General features: G+C 69.0%; 24 protein-coding genes. 11 read left to right on the top strand and 13 right to left on the bottom strand.

Going from position 1 to position 19,025, the window contains the following annotated elements; translation table 11 throughout:
- From ADBZ6K_RS12385 to ADBZ6K_RS12375, 3 genes are read left to right on the top strand one after another with little or no spacing between them, the layout of a single operon-like run.
- Positions 1–630: a class I SAM-dependent methyltransferase gene (locus ADBZ6K_RS12385; protein ID WP_526346974.1), complete on the top strand. Its 630-nt coding sequence runs from the start codon at positions 1–3 to the stop codon at positions 628–630.
- Positions 627–1,733, top strand: coding sequence for a molybdopterin-dependent oxidoreductase (locus tag ADBZ6K_RS12380; RefSeq protein WP_526346972.1), 1,107 nt, complete (start codon positions 627–629; stop codon positions 1,731–1,733). Before ADBZ6K_RS12385 ends, ADBZ6K_RS12380 begins: the two co-directional genes overlap by 4 nt.
- Positions 1,730–2,197, top strand: a complete 468-nt coding sequence (locus ADBZ6K_RS12375; RefSeq protein ID WP_526346970.1) for a hypothetical protein — start codon at positions 1,730–1,732, stop codon at positions 2,195–2,197. The genes ADBZ6K_RS12380 and ADBZ6K_RS12375 overlap by 4 nt, the downstream gene beginning before the upstream one ends.
- Here the strand turns inward: ADBZ6K_RS12375 and ADBZ6K_RS12370 are convergent.
- The 4 genes from ADBZ6K_RS12370 to ADBZ6K_RS12355 form a co-directional block, all read right to left on the bottom strand.
- A complete protein-coding gene (locus tag ADBZ6K_RS12370) occupies positions 2,123–3,478 on the bottom strand; it encodes a hypothetical protein (RefSeq protein WP_526346968.1) in 1,356 nt (451 codons plus the stop codon). The two genes, ADBZ6K_RS12375 and ADBZ6K_RS12370, sit on opposite strands and share 75 nt — an antisense overlap.
- A gap of 173 nt (positions 3,479–3,651) precedes the next feature.
- Positions 3,652–4,266, bottom strand: coding sequence for a pyridoxamine 5'-phosphate oxidase family protein (locus ADBZ6K_RS12365; protein ID WP_526346966.1), 615 nt, complete (start codon positions 4,264–4,266; stop codon positions 3,652–3,654).
- A gap of 7 nt (positions 4,267–4,273) precedes the next feature.
- Positions 4,274–5,404: an o-succinylbenzoate--CoA ligase gene (gene menE, locus ADBZ6K_RS12360; protein WP_526346964.1), complete on the bottom strand. Its 1,131-nt coding sequence runs from the start codon at positions 5,402–5,404 to the stop codon at positions 4,274–4,276.
- A gap of 20 nt (positions 5,405–5,424) precedes the next feature.
- Complete coding sequence (locus ADBZ6K_RS12355; RefSeq protein ID WP_526346962.1) at positions 5,425–5,757, bottom strand: DUF3349 domain-containing protein; 333 nt, start codon at positions 5,755–5,757, stop codon at positions 5,425–5,427.
- A 237-nt stretch (positions 5,758–5,994) separates the two neighbouring features.
- On the opposite strand from ADBZ6K_RS12355, the gene ADBZ6K_RS12350 reads away from it, so the two are divergent.
- Positions 5,995–7,245 (top strand): inorganic phosphate transporter, encoded by a 1,251-nt coding sequence (locus tag ADBZ6K_RS12350; protein WP_526346960.1) that lies wholly within the window; start codon positions 5,995–5,997, stop codon positions 7,243–7,245.
- A gap of 42 nt (positions 7,246–7,287) precedes the next feature.
- A complete protein-coding gene (locus ADBZ6K_RS12345) occupies positions 7,288–7,572 on the top strand; it encodes a hypothetical protein (protein ID WP_526346958.1) in 285 nt (94 codons plus the stop codon).
- A gap of 4 nt (positions 7,573–7,576) precedes the next feature.
- Here the strand turns inward: ADBZ6K_RS12345 and ADBZ6K_RS12340 are convergent, their stop codons facing one another.
- The gene (locus tag ADBZ6K_RS12340; RefSeq protein ID WP_526346956.1) at positions 7,577–7,963 is read right to left on the bottom strand and encodes a VOC family protein; all 387 of its coding nucleotides are present in this window, start codon (positions 7,961–7,963) and stop codon (positions 7,577–7,579) included.
- A gap of 100 nt (positions 7,964–8,063) precedes the next feature.
- Here ADBZ6K_RS12340 and ADBZ6K_RS12335 point away from each other — a divergent pair, with 100 nt between their 5' ends.
- On the top strand, positions 8,064–8,561 hold the full coding sequence (locus tag ADBZ6K_RS12335) for a pyridoxamine 5'-phosphate oxidase family protein (RefSeq protein ID WP_526346954.1): 498 nt from the start codon (positions 8,064–8,066) through the stop codon (positions 8,559–8,561).
- 31 nt (positions 8,562–8,592) lie between these two features.
- Here the strand turns inward: ADBZ6K_RS12335 and ADBZ6K_RS12330 are convergent, their stop codons facing one another.
- From ADBZ6K_RS12330 to ADBZ6K_RS12315, 4 genes are all read right to left on the bottom strand, one after another.
- Entirely contained in the window at positions 8,593–8,799 is a 207-nt protein-coding gene (locus ADBZ6K_RS12330; protein WP_526346952.1) for a hypothetical protein, read from the bottom strand.
- A 211-nt stretch (positions 8,800–9,010) separates the two neighbouring features.
- Positions 9,011–9,916 carry a 1,4-dihydroxy-2-naphthoyl-CoA synthase gene (locus ADBZ6K_RS12325; protein WP_526346950.1) on the bottom strand — a complete coding sequence of 302 codons (906 nt, stop codon included), beginning with the start codon at positions 9,914–9,916 and terminating at the stop codon, positions 9,011–9,013.
- A 4-nt stretch (positions 9,917–9,920) separates the two neighbouring features.
- Positions 9,921–10,364, bottom strand: coding sequence for a nitroreductase family deazaflavin-dependent oxidoreductase (locus ADBZ6K_RS12320; protein ID WP_526346948.1), 444 nt, complete (start codon positions 10,362–10,364; stop codon positions 9,921–9,923).
- A gap of 25 nt (positions 10,365–10,389) precedes the next feature.
- On the bottom strand, positions 10,390–11,073 hold the full coding sequence (locus ADBZ6K_RS12315) for an HAD family hydrolase (RefSeq protein WP_526346946.1): 684 nt from the start codon (positions 11,071–11,073) through the stop codon (positions 10,390–10,392).
- Positions 11,074–11,125: 52 nt separating this feature from the next.
- Here ADBZ6K_RS12315 and ADBZ6K_RS12310 point away from each other — a divergent pair, with 52 nt between their 5' ends.
- Genes ADBZ6K_RS12310 through ADBZ6K_RS12295 form a run of 4 tightly spaced genes read left to right on the top strand, consistent with a single transcriptional unit; the run spans position 11,126 to position 14,164 of the window.
- A complete protein-coding gene (locus ADBZ6K_RS12310) occupies positions 11,126–11,863 on the top strand; it encodes a glycosyltransferase family 2 protein (RefSeq protein WP_526346944.1) in 738 nt (245 codons plus the stop codon).
- On the top strand, positions 11,860–12,807 hold the full coding sequence (locus ADBZ6K_RS12305) for an acyl-CoA dehydrogenase family protein (RefSeq protein WP_526346942.1): 948 nt from the start codon (positions 11,860–11,862) through the stop codon (positions 12,805–12,807). Before ADBZ6K_RS12310 ends, ADBZ6K_RS12305 begins: the two co-directional genes overlap by 4 nt.
- Positions 12,804–13,544: a PIG-L deacetylase family protein gene (locus ADBZ6K_RS12300; protein WP_526346940.1), complete on the top strand. Its 741-nt coding sequence runs from the start codon at positions 12,804–12,806 to the stop codon at positions 13,542–13,544. The genes ADBZ6K_RS12305 and ADBZ6K_RS12300 overlap by 4 nt, the downstream gene beginning before the upstream one ends.
- Positions 13,541–14,164 (top strand): SAM-dependent methyltransferase, encoded by a 624-nt coding sequence (locus tag ADBZ6K_RS12295; RefSeq protein ID WP_526346938.1) that lies wholly within the window; start codon positions 13,541–13,543, stop codon positions 14,162–14,164. The genes ADBZ6K_RS12300 and ADBZ6K_RS12295 overlap by 4 nt, the downstream gene beginning before the upstream one ends.
- A 4-nt stretch (positions 14,165–14,168) precedes the next feature.
- Here the strand turns inward: ADBZ6K_RS12295 and ADBZ6K_RS12290 are convergent, their stop codons facing one another.
- Positions 14,169–15,434: an RNA polymerase sigma factor gene (locus tag ADBZ6K_RS12290; protein WP_526346936.1), complete on the bottom strand. Its 1,266-nt coding sequence runs from the start codon at positions 15,432–15,434 to the stop codon at positions 14,169–14,171.
- 56 nt (positions 15,435–15,490) lie between these two features.
- Positions 15,491–15,922, bottom strand: a complete 432-nt coding sequence (locus tag ADBZ6K_RS12285; RefSeq protein ID WP_526346934.1) for a YciI family protein — start codon at positions 15,920–15,922, stop codon at positions 15,491–15,493.
- Between the two features lie 233 nt (positions 15,923–16,155).
- Here ADBZ6K_RS12285 and ADBZ6K_RS12280 point away from each other — a divergent pair, with 233 nt between their 5' ends.
- On the top strand, positions 16,156–17,724 hold the full coding sequence (locus ADBZ6K_RS12280) for a long-chain-fatty-acid--CoA ligase (protein ID WP_526346932.1): 1,569 nt from the start codon (positions 16,156–16,158) through the stop codon (positions 17,722–17,724).
- Here the strand turns inward: ADBZ6K_RS12280 and ADBZ6K_RS12275 are convergent.
- Both ADBZ6K_RS12275 and ADBZ6K_RS12270 read right to left on the bottom strand, forming a co-directional pair.
- Positions 17,669–18,244 (bottom strand): UCP032817 domain-containing protein, encoded by a 576-nt coding sequence (locus tag ADBZ6K_RS12275; protein WP_526347234.1) that lies wholly within the window; start codon positions 18,242–18,244, stop codon positions 17,669–17,671. The genes ADBZ6K_RS12280 and ADBZ6K_RS12275 overlap by 56 nt on opposite strands.
- Positions 18,234–18,953, bottom strand: coding sequence for a GPP34 family phosphoprotein (locus ADBZ6K_RS12270; RefSeq protein WP_526346930.1), 720 nt, complete (start codon positions 18,951–18,953; stop codon positions 18,234–18,236). Before ADBZ6K_RS12270 ends, ADBZ6K_RS12275 begins: the two co-directional genes overlap by 11 nt.
- Positions 18,954–19,025 lie beyond the last annotated feature (72 nt).

Below are 19,025 nucleotides of genomic sequence, written 5' to 3'. Positions count from 1 at the left end.
GTGCTGGGCAACCTCTACGACCGGGCGCTGGACGGGGAACGGTGCTGGGTTCGCCACGACGACGGGCGCCTGCACCGGCTGCCCGTGGGCTGCTGGCTCGGAGGGCGGCACGCCGACGTGACCTTCGATCGGGCCGTGGTACGGCTGTGCAGCGGCCCGACCATCGACTTGGGTTGCGGTCCCGGACGGTTGGTGGCCCGCTTGATCGAAGGCGGGACTCCGGCTCTGGGGATCGACCTGTCGGCGACCGCCATCGACATCGCACGGCGCAACGGCGCGCCCGCATTGCGCCGCGATGTCTTCGATCCTCTGCCGGGCACCGGGCGGTGGCAGACGGTGCTGCTGGCCGATGGCAACGTCGGACTGGGCGGTGACCCGTGGCGGATCCTGCGCCGGGCCGCCGAGCTGCTTTCCGCCTGCGGCCGCTGCCTGGTCGAATTCGACGGCGCGGCAACCGGAGTCACCATGGCGTGGGTGCGATTGGAGTCCGCTCGGACGATCGGCCCGTGGTTTCGGTGGGCGACGGTGGGGGCGAACTGTGCGGATCGACTCGCCGACGACGTCGGCTTGAGGGTCGCGGCGGTCCACCCGATCGGCTCCCGCGTGGTGGCCAGCCTGGTGCCTCGATGACCAGGACGGTGTTGCGCGGAACGGCGGTAACCGCCCGCGTCGGGCTGGCGCTGGGCATCGCCGTGGCGGTGTGCTTCATCACGGGCCTGATCAGCCATTTCATCCAGCATCCGCAGCCGTGGTTCTGGTGGCCCACCCGCCCGGTGTGGCTATACCGGCTGACGCAGGGCCTGCACGTGATCTCGGGCATCGCGGCGATCCCGCTGATCGTGGTCAAGTTGTGGTCGGTGTGGCCGAAGCTGTTCGAACGCCCGCTCATCGGCGGCCCGGTCCGCCAGCTGGAACGACTGTCCATTCTGGTGCTCGTCTCCTCGATGCTCTTCCAGCTGTCCACCGGGCTGCTGAACATCGCGCAGTGGTACGTGTTCAAGTTCTTCTTCACCACCAGCCACTACGCCATGGCCTACGTCGCGGCGGGTGCGTTGGTGGTACATATCGGGGTCAAGCTGCCCGTCATCCGGCGTGCGCTGGGCGAACCGCTCGACGACATTCCGTCCGGCGAACTGACCGGCCCGACCCGGCGCACGGTGCTGTTGGGCACCGGACTCGCGGTGGCGCTGGCGACGGTCGTCACGGCAGGCCAGACGGTCCCTTGGCTGCGCAGAGTTTCGGTGTTGGCGCCGCGCTCCGGCCAAGGGCCGCAGGGGGTTCCGGTCAACCGCTCGGCGGTGGCGGCCGGCGTGATACGTGCCGCACAGTCGCCCGGCTACCGGCTGACGGTGGTGAACGGTGATGTGACGCGGCAGTTCACGCTCGCCGAACTGGTTGCGATGCCGCAGGCCACCCACCGCCTGCCGATCGCATGCGTCGAGGGCTGGAGTGTGCAGGCCGAATGGACCGGTGTCGTGCTGGCCGATCTGATCGCTACCGTCGGCGGGGCGCCCGACGCCGATACGCGGATGGTTTCACTGGAGCCGCCCGGACCCTACTCGCGCACCGTGCTGCCCGCCCGGCATGCGCGCGACTCGCAAACCCTGATCGCATTGCGACTCAACGGCGAACCGCTGCACATCGACCACGGCTATCCGTGTCGGCTCATCGCGCCGACGAGACCCGGTGTGCTGCAGACGAAGTGGCTGTCCCGCATCGAGGTCCTGCCGTGACGGCGGCGCGGACGGCACTGCTGTTGGCCGGGATGGCCGTCGCCGGATACGGTGCGGTGCTGCTCTGGGAGCACCCGCCGGTGGTGATTCTGCGGATCGCGGTGTGGGCGCTGGCCGGAGTGGTGCTGCACGATCTGGTGTTCGCGCCGCTGTGCGTGGCGTTGGGTTTCGCGGGCAGACGGCTGCTGCCGCGGCGGTGGTGGGCGCCGGTCGCGCTGGCGGCGTTCGGCAGCGTCGTCCTGGTCCTGCTGGCCGTCCCGGTGTACGGCAGGCCGGGCGCGCGGCCCGACAATCCGACCGTGCTGGACCGCAACTATCCTCTGGGGCTGTGGATCTCGGTTGCCGCGCTGTGGGTGTGCGCGCTTGCCTACGTCGCGCTGGCGCGGTGGTCACCAGTTCGTCAGGATCGCATGGTTCAGCACCAGCGCACCGGCGACGTTGACGGCCAACCACCAACGGGCTGATTTCGGCGTCAGCAGCGCGGTGGCGGCCACCAGCCACATGGTGAACGGCAGCCAGATGCGTTCGGTTTCGGCCTTGCTGAGCATGCTCACGTCGGCGAACGTTATCGCCAGCAGCGCGGCGAGCACGACCAGGTGCAGGCCCGAGCGGCGTCGGATGGCGCCGAGGTCGAACACCCGTGCCAGGCCCGCGACGCTGCCCAACCCGACTGCGCACACCACCGAGGCCAGGTTCGCCCACGCCCAGTACTGGAACGGGCGGTCATTGGCGATGCCCTGCCAATAGCGTTCCTGTACAAGGAGATAGCCGTCGAACCACCAGAATCCGGTGGCAAGGAACACCGCGACGACGGCCAGGACGGCGGGCAGGGCGGCCGCCAGCGCCCGTAGCGCCGCGCGCGGGTCGGCCGCCGACAGCAGAACGGCCAGCGCGGGCAGTGCCATCAGTGCCAGCCCGTAGTTGAGGAACAAGCCCCAGCCCAGCAGCAGACCGGCGGCAGCGGCGGCCAGGGCGGGCCGTCGCACGGTACGGCGGGTGGCCAGCGCCAGCAGGGCGATGCCCCAGGCGGCCACACCAGCGAAGTAGCCGTCCGCGGATACCGCGACCCAGATGGCGGTGGGGGCGACCGCTAGGAACGGGGCGCCCGCCCTGGCCGTCGGCTCGTCGGCCAGCGCCCGGATCGCGATGGTGATGGCGGCCGCTGCGCTGGAACCGGCCAGCAGGCACAGCAGTCCTGCCCATGCGCCGCCGCCCAGCCCGATGCGGTCCAGCCATACGAAGGTCAGCAGCGCCCCCGGTGGATGTCCGGATACGTGGGTGATCCACGAATCGGGTTGGTAGTCGAGGATTCTGGCCGCGAAGGTGCGCAGCGCCCCGGGGATGTCGGTCACGGTGGGCACTTGACGCAGGTATTCGTGGCGCGCGGTCAGGCGGCCGGCGAACCCGCGTTGCCAGCCGTCGACCATCGCAAGGGAGAACGCCCAGGCACACGAGGTCGCCCAGGTGGCCAGCGTCAGTGCCCGCCAGCCGAGCCGCTGCGCCACCGACCGACCCCACAGCACCGCTGCGATACCGATCGTGATGGCGGGGACGGTGCCCCAGCCGACATGGGCGTCCCACCATCCGAAGATCGGTGCGGTGTCGGCGAAGCTGTGGATCCGGTCGGCGCTGCTGTTGATCAAGGGTGTGACGACGCCGAGATGCAGGTGCGGCACGACGAACGCCGCGACGACCAGCACGACGGCCACGCCTACGGCCACCGCTTCCCTGCGATCGGATTTCACGCGTCCACCCTATGGCCGTCCCATGGCCGTTCCCGCCCTCTACCCCCGTGCCCCACTTTTGCTACCCCCGTGAGCGTGCGGGTTTGTACGCGACACGCCGAGCCAAACCGTACAAATGCGCACGCTCGCGGGGGTGGGGGCACCGTGCAGACCAACCGGATCTGACTCTCAGGTCAGTAGAGGATCTCGCGCATGTTCTCTTCGCCGTAGTACTCCTCGAGCTGGGCCTGCGTCCATTCGGTCCGCATGGCTGCGGCGAGCTGTGCCACACTCGGCACCGCGGTGGGGGTCCAGGTCTCGGGCTGCCACGTGTCGGAACGCAGAAAAGCCTTGGCGCAGTGGAAGAATACCTCCTCGACATCGATCTCCAGCGCCAGGATGGGACGCTTGCCCTTGATCGTCATCGCGTCGAAGTAGTCGGCGTCGGCCAGTAATCGCGCCGTGCCGTTGATGCGTAGGGTGTCGCCCCGGCCGGGGATGACGAACAGCGTGCCGACGTACGGTCGCTGCAGCACGTTGAGGTAGCCGTCCACGCGCTTGTTTCCAGGCCGCTCGGGGATGGCGATCGTGGTGTCGTCGATGACGTGCACGAAACCGGGTGGGTCACCCTTGGGCGAGACATCCACCCGGCCCCGGGCGTCGGTCGTCGCGACGAATCCCAGCGGTGAGTGGGCGAGCCAATCCTGCTGCACCGGGCTGAGCCGGTCGCGGACCTTGTTGGCGACGTCGGGGTGCGGTTCTCCGACGATCTCGCGGAGTTCGTCGACCGAATTCACTTCGCGGCGCATCAGCCCATCATCCCTGAGCGGAGAAGCGTGCGGCCAGTTCCTTTCGATCCAGCTTGCCGATTCCGCGACGGGGGAGCTCGGCCACGATGTGGACCTCGCGCGGGGCGGCGGTGGGGTCGAGCGTATGGGCGACGTGGTCGCGCAGGTCGGCCGGTGACGGCGGCGGACGGCCCGGGGCGACCACCACCGCGGCGGCGACCCGTTGCCCCAGTCGTTCGTCGGCCACCCCGAACACCGCGCAGTCGTCGACCGCCGCATGTGTGGCCAGCGCCGCTTCCACGAGCGCGGGGAACACCGTCAACCCACCCGTGCTGATCGCGTCGTCGACGCGGCCCAGCACCCGCAGCGCGCCCGAACCGTCGAGCACGCCGAGATCATCGGTGACATACCAACCGGGTTCGGCGAACGGGTCGGGATCGACCGGATTGCGGTAACCGTTCGCCACCGTGACGCCGCCCAGCGCTATCCGCCCGCCGGGATCCACCCGCACCCGCACGCCATCCAGGGCGATGCCGTCGTACACGCAGCCACCTGCCGTCTCACTCATGCCGTACGTGCGTACCACCGAAATGCCTGCGGCACGGGCATTTTCGGCCATCTCCCGCGGCATCGGACCGCCGCCGATGAGCACCGCGTCCAATTCGGCCAATGCCGCCGCGGCGGCCGGGTCGGCCATCGCCTTGCCCAGCTGCACCGCGACCAGCGACGCGTAGCGCCGGCCGGTGCCCAGCGCCGCCACCGCCGCGGGCAGTGCGGCGAGGTCCAGGCTGGGTGACACGGCAACCGGATCCGACCCGGCGACCACGCTGCGAACCAGCACTTGCAGTCCCGCGATGTGGTGGGCGGGCAGCGCCAGCAGCCAGCGGCCGGGTCCGCCCAGCCGTTGATGGGTGGCATCGGCGCTGGCCCGCAGTGCGGCCGTGCTGAGCAGAGCGCCTTTCGGCCTACCGGTGGTCCCGGACGTCGAGACGACGACCGCCACGTCGTCGTCGATGTCGTCGTCGGCGCGCAAAGCCTTCGTCAGCAGGTCGGTCAGGCGCGCGTCGTCGGCGGGCACCGGCAGAAGCGCCGGGCCGCGGCCGGCGAGCGCCCGCTCCAGCACCGGCAGTAGTGACAGTGCCGGTGGACCGTCCGGCATGGCGACGGCATGCAGGACGGCTATTCCGTGTCCTCCGGGGTCACCGTGCTGTCGCCCGCATCCTCGCTGTCGCGCGGATCGTCCAGCGGCCAGCCCTTCGCGGCGAGCCGCACCCGCACCCGCTCGATGTCGTCTGGGGAGGGCAGCTCGTCGGTGATCTGGGTGATGAGCACTCCGATGTCGACGTGGTCGAACTCACCACGACTTATCAGCTCGGTGGCCACCAGCTTCACTTCCTCGTTGGTCAGACGAGGGGTGAGCAACGCCAGCAGCGGTACTCGGTCGGGTCCGGGTACCCCGTCGGGATAGCCCGCGGTGATCCAGGCCACGATCCTGGCGACGAACTTGGTCACTTTGGGTCATCCTCCGGGTGGTATCACTGCTTGCGCTTCCGGTTTGCGGGATGCGTCCGATCGTAGTACCGCGCGGCAAATGTCGTCGGCCCGCGGCATACCCGCCCAACGGGGTGCAGACGCATGATGAACTCCGCATGAACTCCGCGCCCCGTCTCCTGGATTGCCTGGTCGGCGGCCGCATCTGGGACTTCTATCACTAGTCAAAAAGCGCGGAGTGGTCCCACAATTAGCGCCATGAGCGCGGAGATGATCATCCTGGTGCTGCTGATCGTGACGGCACTGGCCTTCGACTTCACCAATGGGTTCCACGACACCGGCAACGCCATGGCGACATCGATCGCCACCGGCGCACTGAAACCCAAGACCGCGGTACTGCTGGCCGGCATCCTCAACCTCGTCGGCGCGTTCCTATCGGTCGAGGTGGCGGTCACCGTCACCACGTCAGTGCTCAAGATCCAGGACTCCAAGACCGGCGCGCTGATGCCCTCCATCGACGCGTCGACCGGCCTGACGATCATCTTCGCCGGCCTCATCGGCGGCATTCTGTGGAACCTGCTCACCTGGTTGTTCGGCATCCCGTCCAGTTCGTCGCACGCGCTGTTCGGTGGGCTCATCGGCGCCGGGCTCGCCGCCGTCGGGCTGGCGGGCGTCAACTGGACCGGCGTCACCCAGAAGGTGCTGATCCCCGCGGTCGCCGCGCCGGTGATCGCCTGCATCGTCGCGGCCTGTGGGACCTGGCTGGTCTACCGGATCACCCGAAACGTGCTGAAAAAGCGTCGCGAGCAGGGCTTCCGCTGGGGCCAGATCGCGACCGCCTCGCTGGTTGCCCTGTCCCACGGAACCAACGACGCCCAGAAGACGATGGGCGTCATCGCGCTCGCGCTCATCACCACCGGCCACCTGACCGGCGATGTGAAGGAGCAGGGTCTGCCGTTCTGGATCATCTTCAGCTGCGCGGTGGCGATCGGCCTCGGCACCTATCTCGGTGGCTGGCGGGTCATCCGCACCCTCGGCAAGGGCCTCGTCGAGATCGAGTCCCCCCAGGGTCTGGCCGCCGAGGCGTCGTCGGCCGCGATCATCCTCAGCTCCAGCGCCGCGGGAATGGCCTTGTCCACCACGCACGTTGCGACGGGCTCGATCCTCGGCAGTGGCGTGGGCAAGCCCGGTGCGGAGGTCCGATGGGCGGTGGCCGGCCGCATGGTGGTGGCCTGGCTGATCACGTTGCCGTCCGCCGGTCTGGTCGGGGCGCTGGCGTTCTGGCTCGCGCACGGGGTGGAGCGCCTCACCGGTTCGGCGCTGGCAGGCGACGGCCTGATCTTCCTGATCCTGGTGGCCCTGTCCTTCTACATGTGGTGGCGCGCCCAGCAGCAGAAGGTCGACTCCAGCAACGTCAACGCCGACTGGGACTCCTCGACGAACTCCGTTGTGCCTGCCGAGATCCGCGATGCCGGCACCAGGGACACCAGTTCCACGACCGCGGTCTGAAACCCGATCCACTGTCGACAGCGTCAGACGAAGGACATCTAGATGACATACCTGGACAGCATCCTGAAGGTGCTCGTGGTGGGGCTGCTCCTCGGCGCCGGCCTACCGGCGGTCTTCGCCGGCGGGATGGTGGCCTACTCCAAGGGCGTCGGCGGCCAGGACGTCGACGGCACGGTCCACGCAGGCAATCCGGCGCTGAAGTACCTCGGAATCCTGCTGTTCGTCTTCGTCGGCTGGGTGATCCTGACGGCGGTCTTGTGGATCACCCGGACGACGATCGTGCACCACACGGGAATCGATCTGTTCCCGATGCTGCCCAAGAAGTGAGCCGTCAGCCGCGGGTGTCGCGGCGTAGCGGGTGATCGGGGGGCACCTGCACGAAGATGAGGGTGACCCCGTCGGGATCGCTGACATGCATCTCGTGCAGACCCCACGGTTCCTGGCGGGCTGAGCGGGTGATCGTCACTCCCCGGCCCGCGAATTCGGCCTCGGCGGTGTAGACGTCCCGCACCTGAAGCCACAGTGCGCCGGGAAATGGTGGTGCCCCCGCGGGCGGGCCGCCGTGACCGGCAATCTCGATCAATGACTGGCCAGCGTGAAAGACGGTGCCGCCCGGGTACTCACGTGCGATGGCCAGGCCGAGCGCATCCCGGTAGAACGTCACCGACCGCCGGTAGTCCACCGGCCGGAAGAGCACCCGGCTGGCCAGGATCTCCATGAGGCCTGTCTATCACCGTCCGTGGCCGTCTGGACCCGTATTCGTCGGCGACGCGATCGGCCTGCGATGAGATGTCGCCGGGCCGGCGGTCATCACCGGTATGACGACGATCAACGGCACTCTCGACAGACGCTTCAGCGAGGCGGACGAACCGACGAGCTGGTCGCAGGTCCGCGCGGCGCTGACCGCCGCGGAACTGTACTGGCTGACCACCGTTCGCGTGGACGGGCGTCCGCACGTCACCCCACTGGTCGGCCTCTGGGATGTCGACGGGTTCGTGTTCTGCACCGGCGCCGAGGAGCAGAAGGCCCGCAACATCGGGCACGGTGCGGCGGTGGCCGTCACGACCGGGGTCAACACGTGGAAGAGCGGTCTGGACGTGGTGCTCGAAGGGATGGCCGTGCGCATCCGCGGCCGTACGGCGTTGCGGTGCTATGCCGACGCGTACCGCGAAAAGTACAGCAACGAATGGGATTTCGCCGTCGATGACGCGGTGTTCGACCCCGACGGTGTCAGGGCGTTGGTGTTCAGGGTGACACCGGTGAAGGTGATCGGGTTCGCGAAGTCACCGCACGGGCAGACGACGTTCCGCTTCTGATCGCTCGCGATCTACCGGCGCAGCGGTCCGGTCAGGTCCGCTCCACATCGCCGGGCCGCACGTCCATCTGGAAGCGTTTGACGCCCCAGCCGTCGGCAATCGCGAAGTGCACGCGCTTGGGTCTTCCGAACAACGTGGTTGCGACTACGGTTCCCCGGCTTCCCGCGGGCACCAGAGGGGTGTTCATCCCTTCGATCTGCCTGCGGGCCGTGACGGTGTCGCCCTTGGAGTAGCCCATGGTCCCATTCCCCTCGGTTCTCTCCGGTCGGGTCGGGCGACGGAGCCGTCACGTCATCCGACCGGCTCCGTCAATGGTGGCTGGTGATGGCGTGCACCCGCAATCGATTTTCTCGGCCAACCCGTGCCGTCAGACGGCCGGATTCGCCAGGGTGCCGATCCCATCGATCTCGATCTCCGTCAGGTCGCGGGTTTGAGGCGCGTGTGAAGCCTTAGAAATAGCGGGGGAACGGGTCCCAGTCGGGGTCGCGCTTCTCCAGGAACGCATCGCGCCCCTCGACGGCCTCGTCGGTCATGTACGCCAAACGTGTTGCCTCACCGGCGAATACCTGCTGGCCGACCAGACCGTCGTCGATCAGGTTGAACGCGAACTTCAGCATCCGGATCGCCTGGGGTGACTTGCCGTTGATCTCGGCCGCCCATTGCAGGCCCTCGGCCTCCAGATCGGCGTGGTCGACGACGGCGTTGACCGCTCCCATCGCGAACATCTCCTCTGCGGTGTAGGCGCGGCCGAGGAAGAAGATCTCGCGGGCGAACTTCTGCCCGACCTGCCGGGCCAGATACGCGCTGCCGAAGCCGGCGTCGAAGCTGCCGACGTCGGCGTCGGTCTGCTTGAAACGGGCGTGCTCCCGCGATGCCAGTGTCAGGTCGCACGTCACGTGCAGGCTGTGCCCGCCGCCCGCGGCCCAGCCGTTGACCAGGCAGATCACCGCCTTCGGCATGAACCGGATCAACCGCTGCACCTCGAGGATGTGCAGCCGTCCGGCCCGGGCGGCGTCGACGGTGTCCGCGGTGTCCCCGCTCGCGTACTGATAGCCGGTCCGGCCGCGGATGCGCTGGTCGCCACCCGAGCAGAACGCCCAGCCGCCGTCCTTGGGTGATGGTCCGTTTCCGGTGAGCAGCACCACCCCGACGTCGGGTGACATGCGGGCGTGGTCCAGGACGCGGTACAGCTCGTCGACGGTGTGCGGACGGAACGCGTTGCGCACCTCCGGCCGGTCGAATGCGACCCGCACCGTCGGCTTCGGCGCGCCGTCGACGACATGGCGGTGATAGGTGATGTCGGTGAGGTCGGCGAAGCCGGGGACCGGCCGCCACACGCTGGGATCAAACGTCACGGGCTCACACGGTAATCGGGTCGAACCGGAACACTGCACAGCGCCCGGCCAGCGCCTCGAACTCCTCGGGTGTGCCCTGGGCGACCAGACCCGCGTTCTTCATGAACTCCACCCCGGTGGGTACCAGCGTCGGGAACTGGCGTAGCAGCGGGCGGGCGTCCTCCGGGGACATCTCGACCATGTGCACCTGCTCCGTGCGCCGTCCGTTCCGCAACGAGGCGTCGGGGTTGGCCTGTGCGTTGCGCACCCAGTCCGCGCCGGGGAATCCCCCGACGACGTAGCGGCGGCCGTCGACGATCATCGGCGTGATCGGAGTGGACCGCGGTTTGCCGGACTTGCGGCCGGTCACGGTCAGCACCATCGGCCCGTTGACGCCGAGTCTCGTGACGGCCATCAACACCTTGTTCATCGGTTTGAGCCACCACGGGGGACGGATGCGTTCGGTCATCACTCCGAGAGTAGCCATCCTGGGCTTACCCGAGGTCGAGCGCCGTCAGCAGGGCGTCGGGGCGCTGCGCCGTCGGCAGCGGGTCGACGAGCAGGAATCCGCAGCCCACCGCGACCGCCCCGCCGTCGGCCTCCTCGCTGTCCCCGACCATGACGGCCCGGGCGGGCTCCACACCGAGCCGCTTCAGCGCGGTCTCGAAGATCGCCGGGTCGGGCTTGACGGCGCCCACCTCGAAGGACAGCACGAACTCGTCGACAACGTCGATGGCCCCGATCGCGTCGAACGCCGGCCGCAGATCGAAGGCGATGTTGGACACGATCGCGGTCTTGACGCCCCGCTCGTGCAGGGTTCGCAGCACCGTCGCGGTGTCGGGATAGGGGGTCCAGGACGCCGGGTCGATCACCCGGCCGTACAGCGATTCGGCGTGGTGGCGGGCCAGGCCAGACTTCCGCAGGACGTGCAGATAGGCCTCGCGGTGCAGGTGCGGGGCCAGGTCGCGGTTGACCCACGCCTGGTAGGCCTCCGGCGTCATCTCGACTGAACGGCCGGTCGGCGCGGTCAGCCGCCGCATCAACTCGGCTTGCACGTGGCCGTCGACTTCCGTGTTGTCCTCGTCGTCCAGCTCCATGCCGTGGAACCAGCTCTCGTCCTCCTCGAGCCGGAACAAAGTGCCCGAGTAGTCGAATAGCACCGCGTCGACGTCATTCATGGCTGCCATGGTGCCAGGTGTGAAGCGGCCGCGGACGGGCTACTACTCCCCAGTGACAGACGCCGACAAGGCAATCGTGAAGACCATCGTGGTGGTTCCAGCCCACAACGAGGTCGATCACCTGCCGCGCTGTCTGCGGGCGCTGGCCACGGCCGCGGCCTGCATGCCGGTGCCCGTGCTGGTCGTGGTGGTCCTCGACGCATGCGACGACGCCAGCGAGCGGTTGGCGGGGCAGTTCGGCCCCAACGTGCAGTTCGTCGCCGTGCAGGAGGGCAACGTCGGGGCGGCACGGGCGGCCGGGTTCCGTCATGCCCGCTCGCTGTGCCCGGACATCGATCAGGCCATCGACCAGGGCAGGGTCTGGTATGCCACCACAGACGCCGACAGCGTGGTGCCCGCCGATTGGCTGGTCACGATGACAGCCACCGACCAGGACATGGTGCTGGGGGTGGTGCGGCTGCCGGTGTGGCGCCGCGTCACCGCCGAAGCGGTGCGACGCTACCGGCGCGGATTCCATTCCAACGGCCGCGGTCACGACCATGTGCACGGCGCGAACATGGGGTTCCGGGCCGACGCGTACTGGCACGTCGGCGGATTCCGCGCGCTGGCCACCGGTGAGGACAGGGAACTCGTCGAGCGGTTCGAGGCGGCGGGGATGCGCATCCGGCGCGACACCCGGCTGTCGGTGACGACGTCGGATCGTCGCGACGGACGCGCGCCCGGGGGTTTCGCGGCAGATCTGCGCGGGATAGTGGGCGGCGCGCGGCGAGAGTCCGGTGAGCGGATATGACCGCGCGGCTGGTCAGGCACTGGATCGCGACGGGTGCGTTGGATCTGCCGCTGCCCGGCGCCGGGCGGACGGCCGAACGCTGGCGGCGGCTGGCCGAACTCACCGCCGTCGACGTGGTGGCGGGCCGACTGGCAGAGGCGCACACCGACGCGGTCGCGATCCTGGCCGAGCTGAACGGGCCCGACGCCAAACCCGACGAGCTGTGGGGGGTTTGGGCGGCCGAGGGCAAGGATGCCGTGCTGGGTGCCCGCCGCAACGGCGACGGCATCGCGCTCGCAGGGACGAAGGTGTGGTGCTCGGGCGCCGGGTTGTGCACGCACGCCCTGGTGACGGCCCGGCTGGAGTTCGGCCCGCATGCCGGAGAGCGGGGGCTGTTCGCGGTGTCGCTCGACGACCCCGGCGTGTGCGCGTTGCCGAGCGGCTGGCGCAATGCCGGTATGGCCGGTTCAGACACCCGCTCGGTGCAGTTCAGCGGCGCGCCCGCGGTCGCGGTCGGCCAACCTGGCGCGTATCTGACCCGGCCGGGATTCTGGCACGGCGCCATCGGTGTCGCCGCATGCTGGCTGGGCGGGGCGCGGGCGGTGGCGGCTCCGCTGTATGCGCGCGCAGCCGACGCGCACGCCCTCGCGCACCTCGGCGCCGTCGACGCGGCGATCACGGCCGCCGACGCGGTCCTGCAGTGGGCGGCCGAGCAGGTCGACGCCGACCCGCACGACCGGGCCGGCGGTGCGCAACGCACCGCGATGCGGGTGCGGGCGGTCGCGGAGACCGCCGTCGACGAGGCCATCACCCGCACCGGCCGGGCGCTCGGGCCCGCGCCGTTGTGCGAGGTCGCCGATCACGCCCGGCATGTCGCGGATCTGGCGATCTACGTCCGTCAAAGCCATGCCGAACGTGACCTCGAGCAGCTGGGACGGCTGGTGTTCGCGGGGACGCCCCGGTGAGCAACGCGGCACAATTCGCCGCGGCGCCGCTGACCGAGCGCGGCACGCCGACGGCAGTCTGGACCCGCGCCGTGGCGGCGCTGCCTGCCGTGGATCTGGGCCCATGCCGCGAAACCGTCATCGTGGCAGCGCATCCCGACGACGAGACACTCGGGCTCGGGGCGACCGCGGCCACGCTCGGCGCGCTCGGGGTGCCGATCCAGGTGGTCGCCGCCACCGACGGCGGGGCCGCACTCCCCGGTCGGTGGGCGTCCTGCCGTGAACGTCTCGAGGATCTGCGCCGCCGCGAACTTCTTTGCGCGCTGGAAACTCTGGGGCTGTCCGCGCCGATCCGCCTCGGCTTGCCCGACGGTGCGCTCGGGGAATGCGAAGCGACGCTGGCCGATGCGCTCTCCGAGATCCTGGCGGACAAGCCGGCAGGCACCTGGTGTGCGGCGACCTGGCGCGGCGACGGGCATCCCGACCATGAGGCCGTCGGCCGGGCTGCGGCCACTGCAAGCGCCCGTGAGGGTGCCGTCCTGGTCGAGTACCCGGTTTGGATGTGGCACTGGGGCCGCCCCGATGACGCCGCGGTGCCCTGGCACACGGCCGCCGCGGTCCCCGTGTCGCTGGACGCCGCCGATCGCAAACGAAAAGCGGTGCAGTGCTTTCGAAGTCAGATCGAGATGCCGGATCCGGTGCTGCCGCCCGCAGTGCTGGAACGGCTGCTCGCAGTGGGGGAGGTGTTGTTCCGGTGACCGCGCGACTGCCCGACAGCTATTTCGACCGGATGTACGCCGAGTCGGCGGACCCGTGGCAGCTGCAGACCCGGTGGTACGAGCGCCGCAAGTTCGCGATCTGCATGGCGATGCTGCCCTATCCGCGCTACCGCCACGCGTTCGAACCCGGCTGTTCGGTCGGCGTGCTGACCGAAGCGCTCATGGGCCGTTGTGATCACGTGACATCGGCGGACGTCGCCGCCGCAGCGCTGGAGGCGACGCACCGCCGGCTCATGGCGACTGGCTGCCGCGACCGCGTGGCCCTACTCCACCAGTCGCTCGACGATCCTTGGCCGGCACTGCATTTCGATCTGGTGGTGCTCTCCGAGGTCGGCTACTATCTGCCGCCGGATGTGTTGCGCGCCGTGCTGGACCGAGAACTGCCGCGGGTTGCGCCCGGTGCGACGGTGCTCGCGGCGCATTGGCGGCACCCGGTCGCCGACTATCCGATGACCGGGGACCACGCCAACGACATCATCGGCGCCACCGCCGGTCTGCATCAGATCGGCAGCTACCGCGACCAGGACGTGGCGATCGAAGTGTTCGACACCGCGTCTCCCGCGTCCGTGGCGGCCCGCACCGGTGTGCCGGGGATCTGACGGTTCACGCCCGGCGGCGAGCTCGAGAGGCCTTGTTCGCCAGCACTTCCCGCTCCCGCTCGTTGTCGGTCATGGCGGCGGCCAGGTCGAATTGCGCAGCGGCTTCATCGCGGCGATCCAGCCGCGCCAGCAGTTCGCCACGCACACTGGGCAACAGGTGGGACGCGTCGAGACCGCCGATGCCGTCGACCAGCAGAAGGGCCTCGGCGGGGCCGGCCTGCGGATCGGCCATCGCGACCGCGACGGCCCGGTTGAGTTCCACCACCGGCGAGCGGGCCACCTGCAGAAGCCCGTCGTAGAGCGTCACGATCCTGGCCCAGTCGGTGTCGGCGGCGGTCGGCGCGGTGGCGTGACATTCGGCCAGGGCGGCCTGCAGGGCGTACGGTCCCCAGCCACTGCCGCGCCGCGCGATCGCGGCGGCCGCACGCTCCAACGCCTGTACACCGCGCCGGATCTGGGCGCGATCCCACTTGGCGCGGTTCTGGTCCTCCAGCAGGATCGGCGTGCCGTCGGCATCGGTGCGTGCCGCGAACCGTGACGACTGGAACTCCATCAACGAGACCAGCCCGTGCACCTCCGGTTCGTCAGGCGTCAGCGCCGCCAGCACGCGGCCCAGCCGAAGCGCCTCGCGGCACAGTTCGTCACGGATCCAGCGCCGGCCGAACGACGCCGAGTAACCCTCGTTGTAGATCAGGTAGATGACGGACAGCACCGCGGAGAGCCGCTGCGGGAACTCCTCGCGCGGCGGCACCTCGAACGGTGGGTTGACCGAGGCCAGCGTCTTCTTGGCGCGCACGATGCGTTGCGCGATAGTCGCTTTCGGGGCGAGAAACGCCCGCGCGACTTCCTCTGTCGTCAGGCCGCCGACCACCCGAAGCGTCAGGGCGATCTGCGCCTCTCGGGGCAGCGCCGGGTGGGCCGCGATGAAGATCAGCCGCAGCACGTCGTCGTCGATGTGGTCGGGATCCCACGCCGGCTCCGCGGGCAGGGTCTGGAGGTCGCGCGCCATGGCGGCGACCCTGGCGTCGAGAGCGTCCCGTCTGCGCCAGTGGTCGATCGCCTTGCGCTTGGCGACGGTCGTGAGCCACGCTCCCGGATTTCGGGGCACGCCAGTGTCCTGCCACTGGGTGATGGCGTCGACGAGTGCGTCGGCGGCCAGATCCTCGGCCAGGCCGACGTCGCCGACCGCGCGGGTCAGGGTTGCGACGATCCTGGCGGCCTCCATCCGCCACACGGCGTCGACGGTCTGCCGAAGATCCGTGCCATCCATCGCCCCCAATTCTGCCTGCACTCGCGGGGGTCACCGGAGGCACACGAAGGACGCTTCTACTTCTTGGCGTAGCGGGGATCGTTCTCCTGACGCCAGGCCAGCTCCTTCTGGATCCACTCGTTGTCCTGATCGAACTCCTCGACCTCGGAAACGCGGCGCACCTCGAGCTTGACCCCAGGGCCCAGCGGACATCTCCGCGCCCACTGCTTGGCCTCGTCTTTCGATGACACGTCGAGGATCCAGAACCCGTTGAAGAGCTCCTTGGCCTCCGTGTACGGGCCGTCGGTGACGACGGGCGGATCGGCGCTGAAATCGACGACGAAGCCCTCCTCCGGGCCGGTGAGTCCCTCGCCGGCCAGCATCACGCCGGCCTTGATGAGTTCCTCGTTGTAGCGGCCCATCGCCGCGAGGATCTCGTTGAAGTCGAGGTTCTCCATCGCCTTCTCGGCCTCAGGGGTGGACCGCATGATCAGCATGTACCGGGTCATCGTGGAATCTCCTTCGCGTCGTGGCCTGTGATCGGTGATACCGGTGATACCGGTGATGAGGACGGGCCGTTCATCGTGCCCTCATCGATACGTCGAACGGGTACCCACGAAATCGACACCGGCGGACGACGAATCTCATCGAGTTTTCATCGAACTTCTCAGGCCTGAGAAGTTCGGTGTCCGGGTTCGCCAAACCCGACTGACGGACTCCGACGGCGTGGCACGCTCGTGACATGTCTGAGCTGCCCGAACCCCGATTCCTCGATGACCGGCTGTCGCACTGGGCGCAGGCGAAACCCGACGAAACGGCGTTCACCTATCTCGATCGGACGTGGACGTGGGCCCAGTGGAACGATCGCGTCCGCAGGCTGGCGGGCGCCCTGTCCACACTCGGCGTGCGGCGCGGCGACGTCGTCGCGTACCTCGACAAGAACCATCCCGCCGGGGTGGAGTTGACGATGGCCGCCGCCTCGCTGGGCGCCGCCAATGCGATGGTCAACTTCCGCCTCTCCGGCGACGAACTCGACTTCGTCCTCAACGACAGCGGGGCGAAGGTCGTCGTGGTCGGAGCCGAGCTGGCGCCGACGATCGACAGGATCCGCGACCGGCTCACCGGTGTGCAGCGGGTGTTCGCGCTGACGCCGACCGGTGGTGACGGTGACGAGTACGAGGCGTTGATCGCAGGCGCGACGGCGGTGGGCCGCGCCTCCGACGTCGAGCCCGACGACGTGTGCATGGTGATGTACTCATCGGGGACGACGGGCAGGCCGAAGGGCGTTGCTCTCACGCAGGCGAACGTCATCGCACACACGGTGAACGCATTCGCCGACTGGGCGGTCGAGCCCGACGACGTGAACATGGTGTCGATGCCGCTGTTTCACGTCGGCGGGTCGGCGTATGTGCAGTTCGGCGTCCACAGCGGGGTGCCGAGCGTGATGACCCGCGATCCCGACGCCATGTCGCTGGCCGGCGCGATCCTCAAGGGCGCCAACCGGACCTTCCTTGTGCCCGCGGTGCTGGCGAAGGTGCTGGAGGCCGGCCCGGACGCGGTCAAGCTCTTCGGGGCGCTCAAGACATATGGCTACGGTGCCTCGCCGATGCCGCTGCCGTTGCTGCACCAGGCGCTGGAGGCGTGGCCGGACACCGATTTCATCCAGGTGTACGGACTGACCGAGGTGTGCGGTGCGGTGACGGCCCTCTCAGCCGCAGATCACCGCGACGGCGGCCGCGCCGATCGGCTGGTGAGCGCGGGCAAGCCGCTGGGCGGTGTCGAGGTGCGGGTGGTCGACCCGGACACGCTCAACGATGTCCCGGCCGGCGATCAGGGTGAATTATGGTTCCGAACACCGCAATTGATGAAGGGCTACCTGAATCGCCCGGAGGCGACCGCCGACGCCGTGACGGCCGACGGGTGGTTCCGCACCGGTGACATCGGGCGCGTGGACGCGGACGGATACGTTTTCGTCGAGGACCGCCTGAAGGACATGATCATCTCCGGCGGCGAAAACATCTACTCGATCGAGGTCGAACGGGTGCTCGCCGACCACCCTGCAGTGGTGGAGGCGGCCGTCATCGGCGTCCCCGACGAGAAGTGGGGAGAGGCCGTGAAAGCGGTTGTCGTGCTGGATGATTTCGCGACGGCCGAGCAGCTCATCGGGTGGTGCCGCGAGCGCCTGGCGCACTACAAGTGCCCCCGCACAGTCGACATCGTCGACGAGATGCCGCGCAACCCGACCGGCAAGATCCTCAAGAAGGACCTGAGGAAGCCCTACTGGGAAGGCCGGGCCCGGGCAACGGTGTGATCGTCGGCCGCACGGCGAGGTGCGGTCGCGGGGCTGCCGTCTGGACAGTCGCGGCCCAGGCGAGGTCGACTCCCCACGGCTCGTCCACACCGACACGTTCGTCGAGATCCCACAGGACGCACTCTTCACCGGGCTTTGCCACCCTCGACCATGCGAGCACCGTGCGGCGCAGCTGATCGTCCATCGAATCCGTTGCCCCCGGAATGCCAATGGCCTCGCCACCCCTGGGGTGGTGATGCAGATACGTGCCGTAAGCCTCCGTGCAGAACGCCGAATACCGCACGGTGCACAGGATCAGGCCATGCCAGGCCTCGTCCACAGCGCGCGAGGGCATCCCGATGACGCGCCCGTCGCCCATCCCAGGCGCGCAGCAGCGGAACCACTGTCGCAGACCTTCGTCGATGAGATGGCGCGGCCGCCACGGACATGTCCTGAACACGGCGGGAGGAAGTTCGAGCGCGGCCAGCGCAGCCTCCACCCGATCGATGCGCCGACGGCCGCGCCGCAGTCTAGCCACCACAACCCCCGCAGCCACCGCCGCAGCCACCGCCGCACCCGCTGCTGCCGGCTGTGACGTACGTGCCGCTGCTGCGGCCTCGCGCCTCGTCGTACGCGGACATCACCGCCTTGCTCAGCCCTACGATGGGCGCCGCGGCGAACTCGGTCAGGTCCCGCACTTCCCTGGCGCGCGTGACGCTTTGGTGAGGGCTCGGCAGCGTTGGCATCTCGGCGAGTACGCCGAGCAGTCCCAGGGCAAGGTGCCGTGGGTCGACAGGCCGGCCCGCGGTGGCGCCGCCGAGTGCGACGATCGCGCGGTCCGCCAGACTGATGACGACGTCCTCGTCATCAGGTCGGATCCGGGCGCTGGGGATGACGCCCAATGTCCAGGATCGCCGTGACCGAAGCCAGCCGCCTTCGATGAGTTGATCGCGTACGAGTGCAGGGGCCCGTTCTTTGTGTGCGGCGACCAGCCACGCCCAGGTCTTCGGTCGTTTCACGTCGACAGTGTTGAATACGCTGCACAGCAACGGATCACCGGGCGGCGATGCCATCGCCCGGTATGCGATACCCTCGTCGTCCCGCAGGTGACCGGTGAGGAAGAGGTCGGTCAGCATGGCGGCGCGCAGCCCGAATCCGAGGAGCCAGCGCCTGTCCAGATCGAATCGATGCCGGGTGCGGTCGTAGGCCAGCAGGTAGAGCTGGCCGTGCAGTGTCTGTGGTGTCTCCATCGGTCCACCTTTCAACGTCGTTGGTGTCGTTGGTGTCGTTGGTGTCGTTGGTGTCGTTGGTGTCGTTGGTGT

The organism is Mycobacterium sp., from assembly GCF_044223235.1.
GTDB lineage: Bacteria > Actinomycetota > Actinomycetes > Mycobacteriales > Mycobacteriaceae > Mycobacterium.
This window is presented reverse-complemented; position numbering and strand designations above follow the sequence as displayed.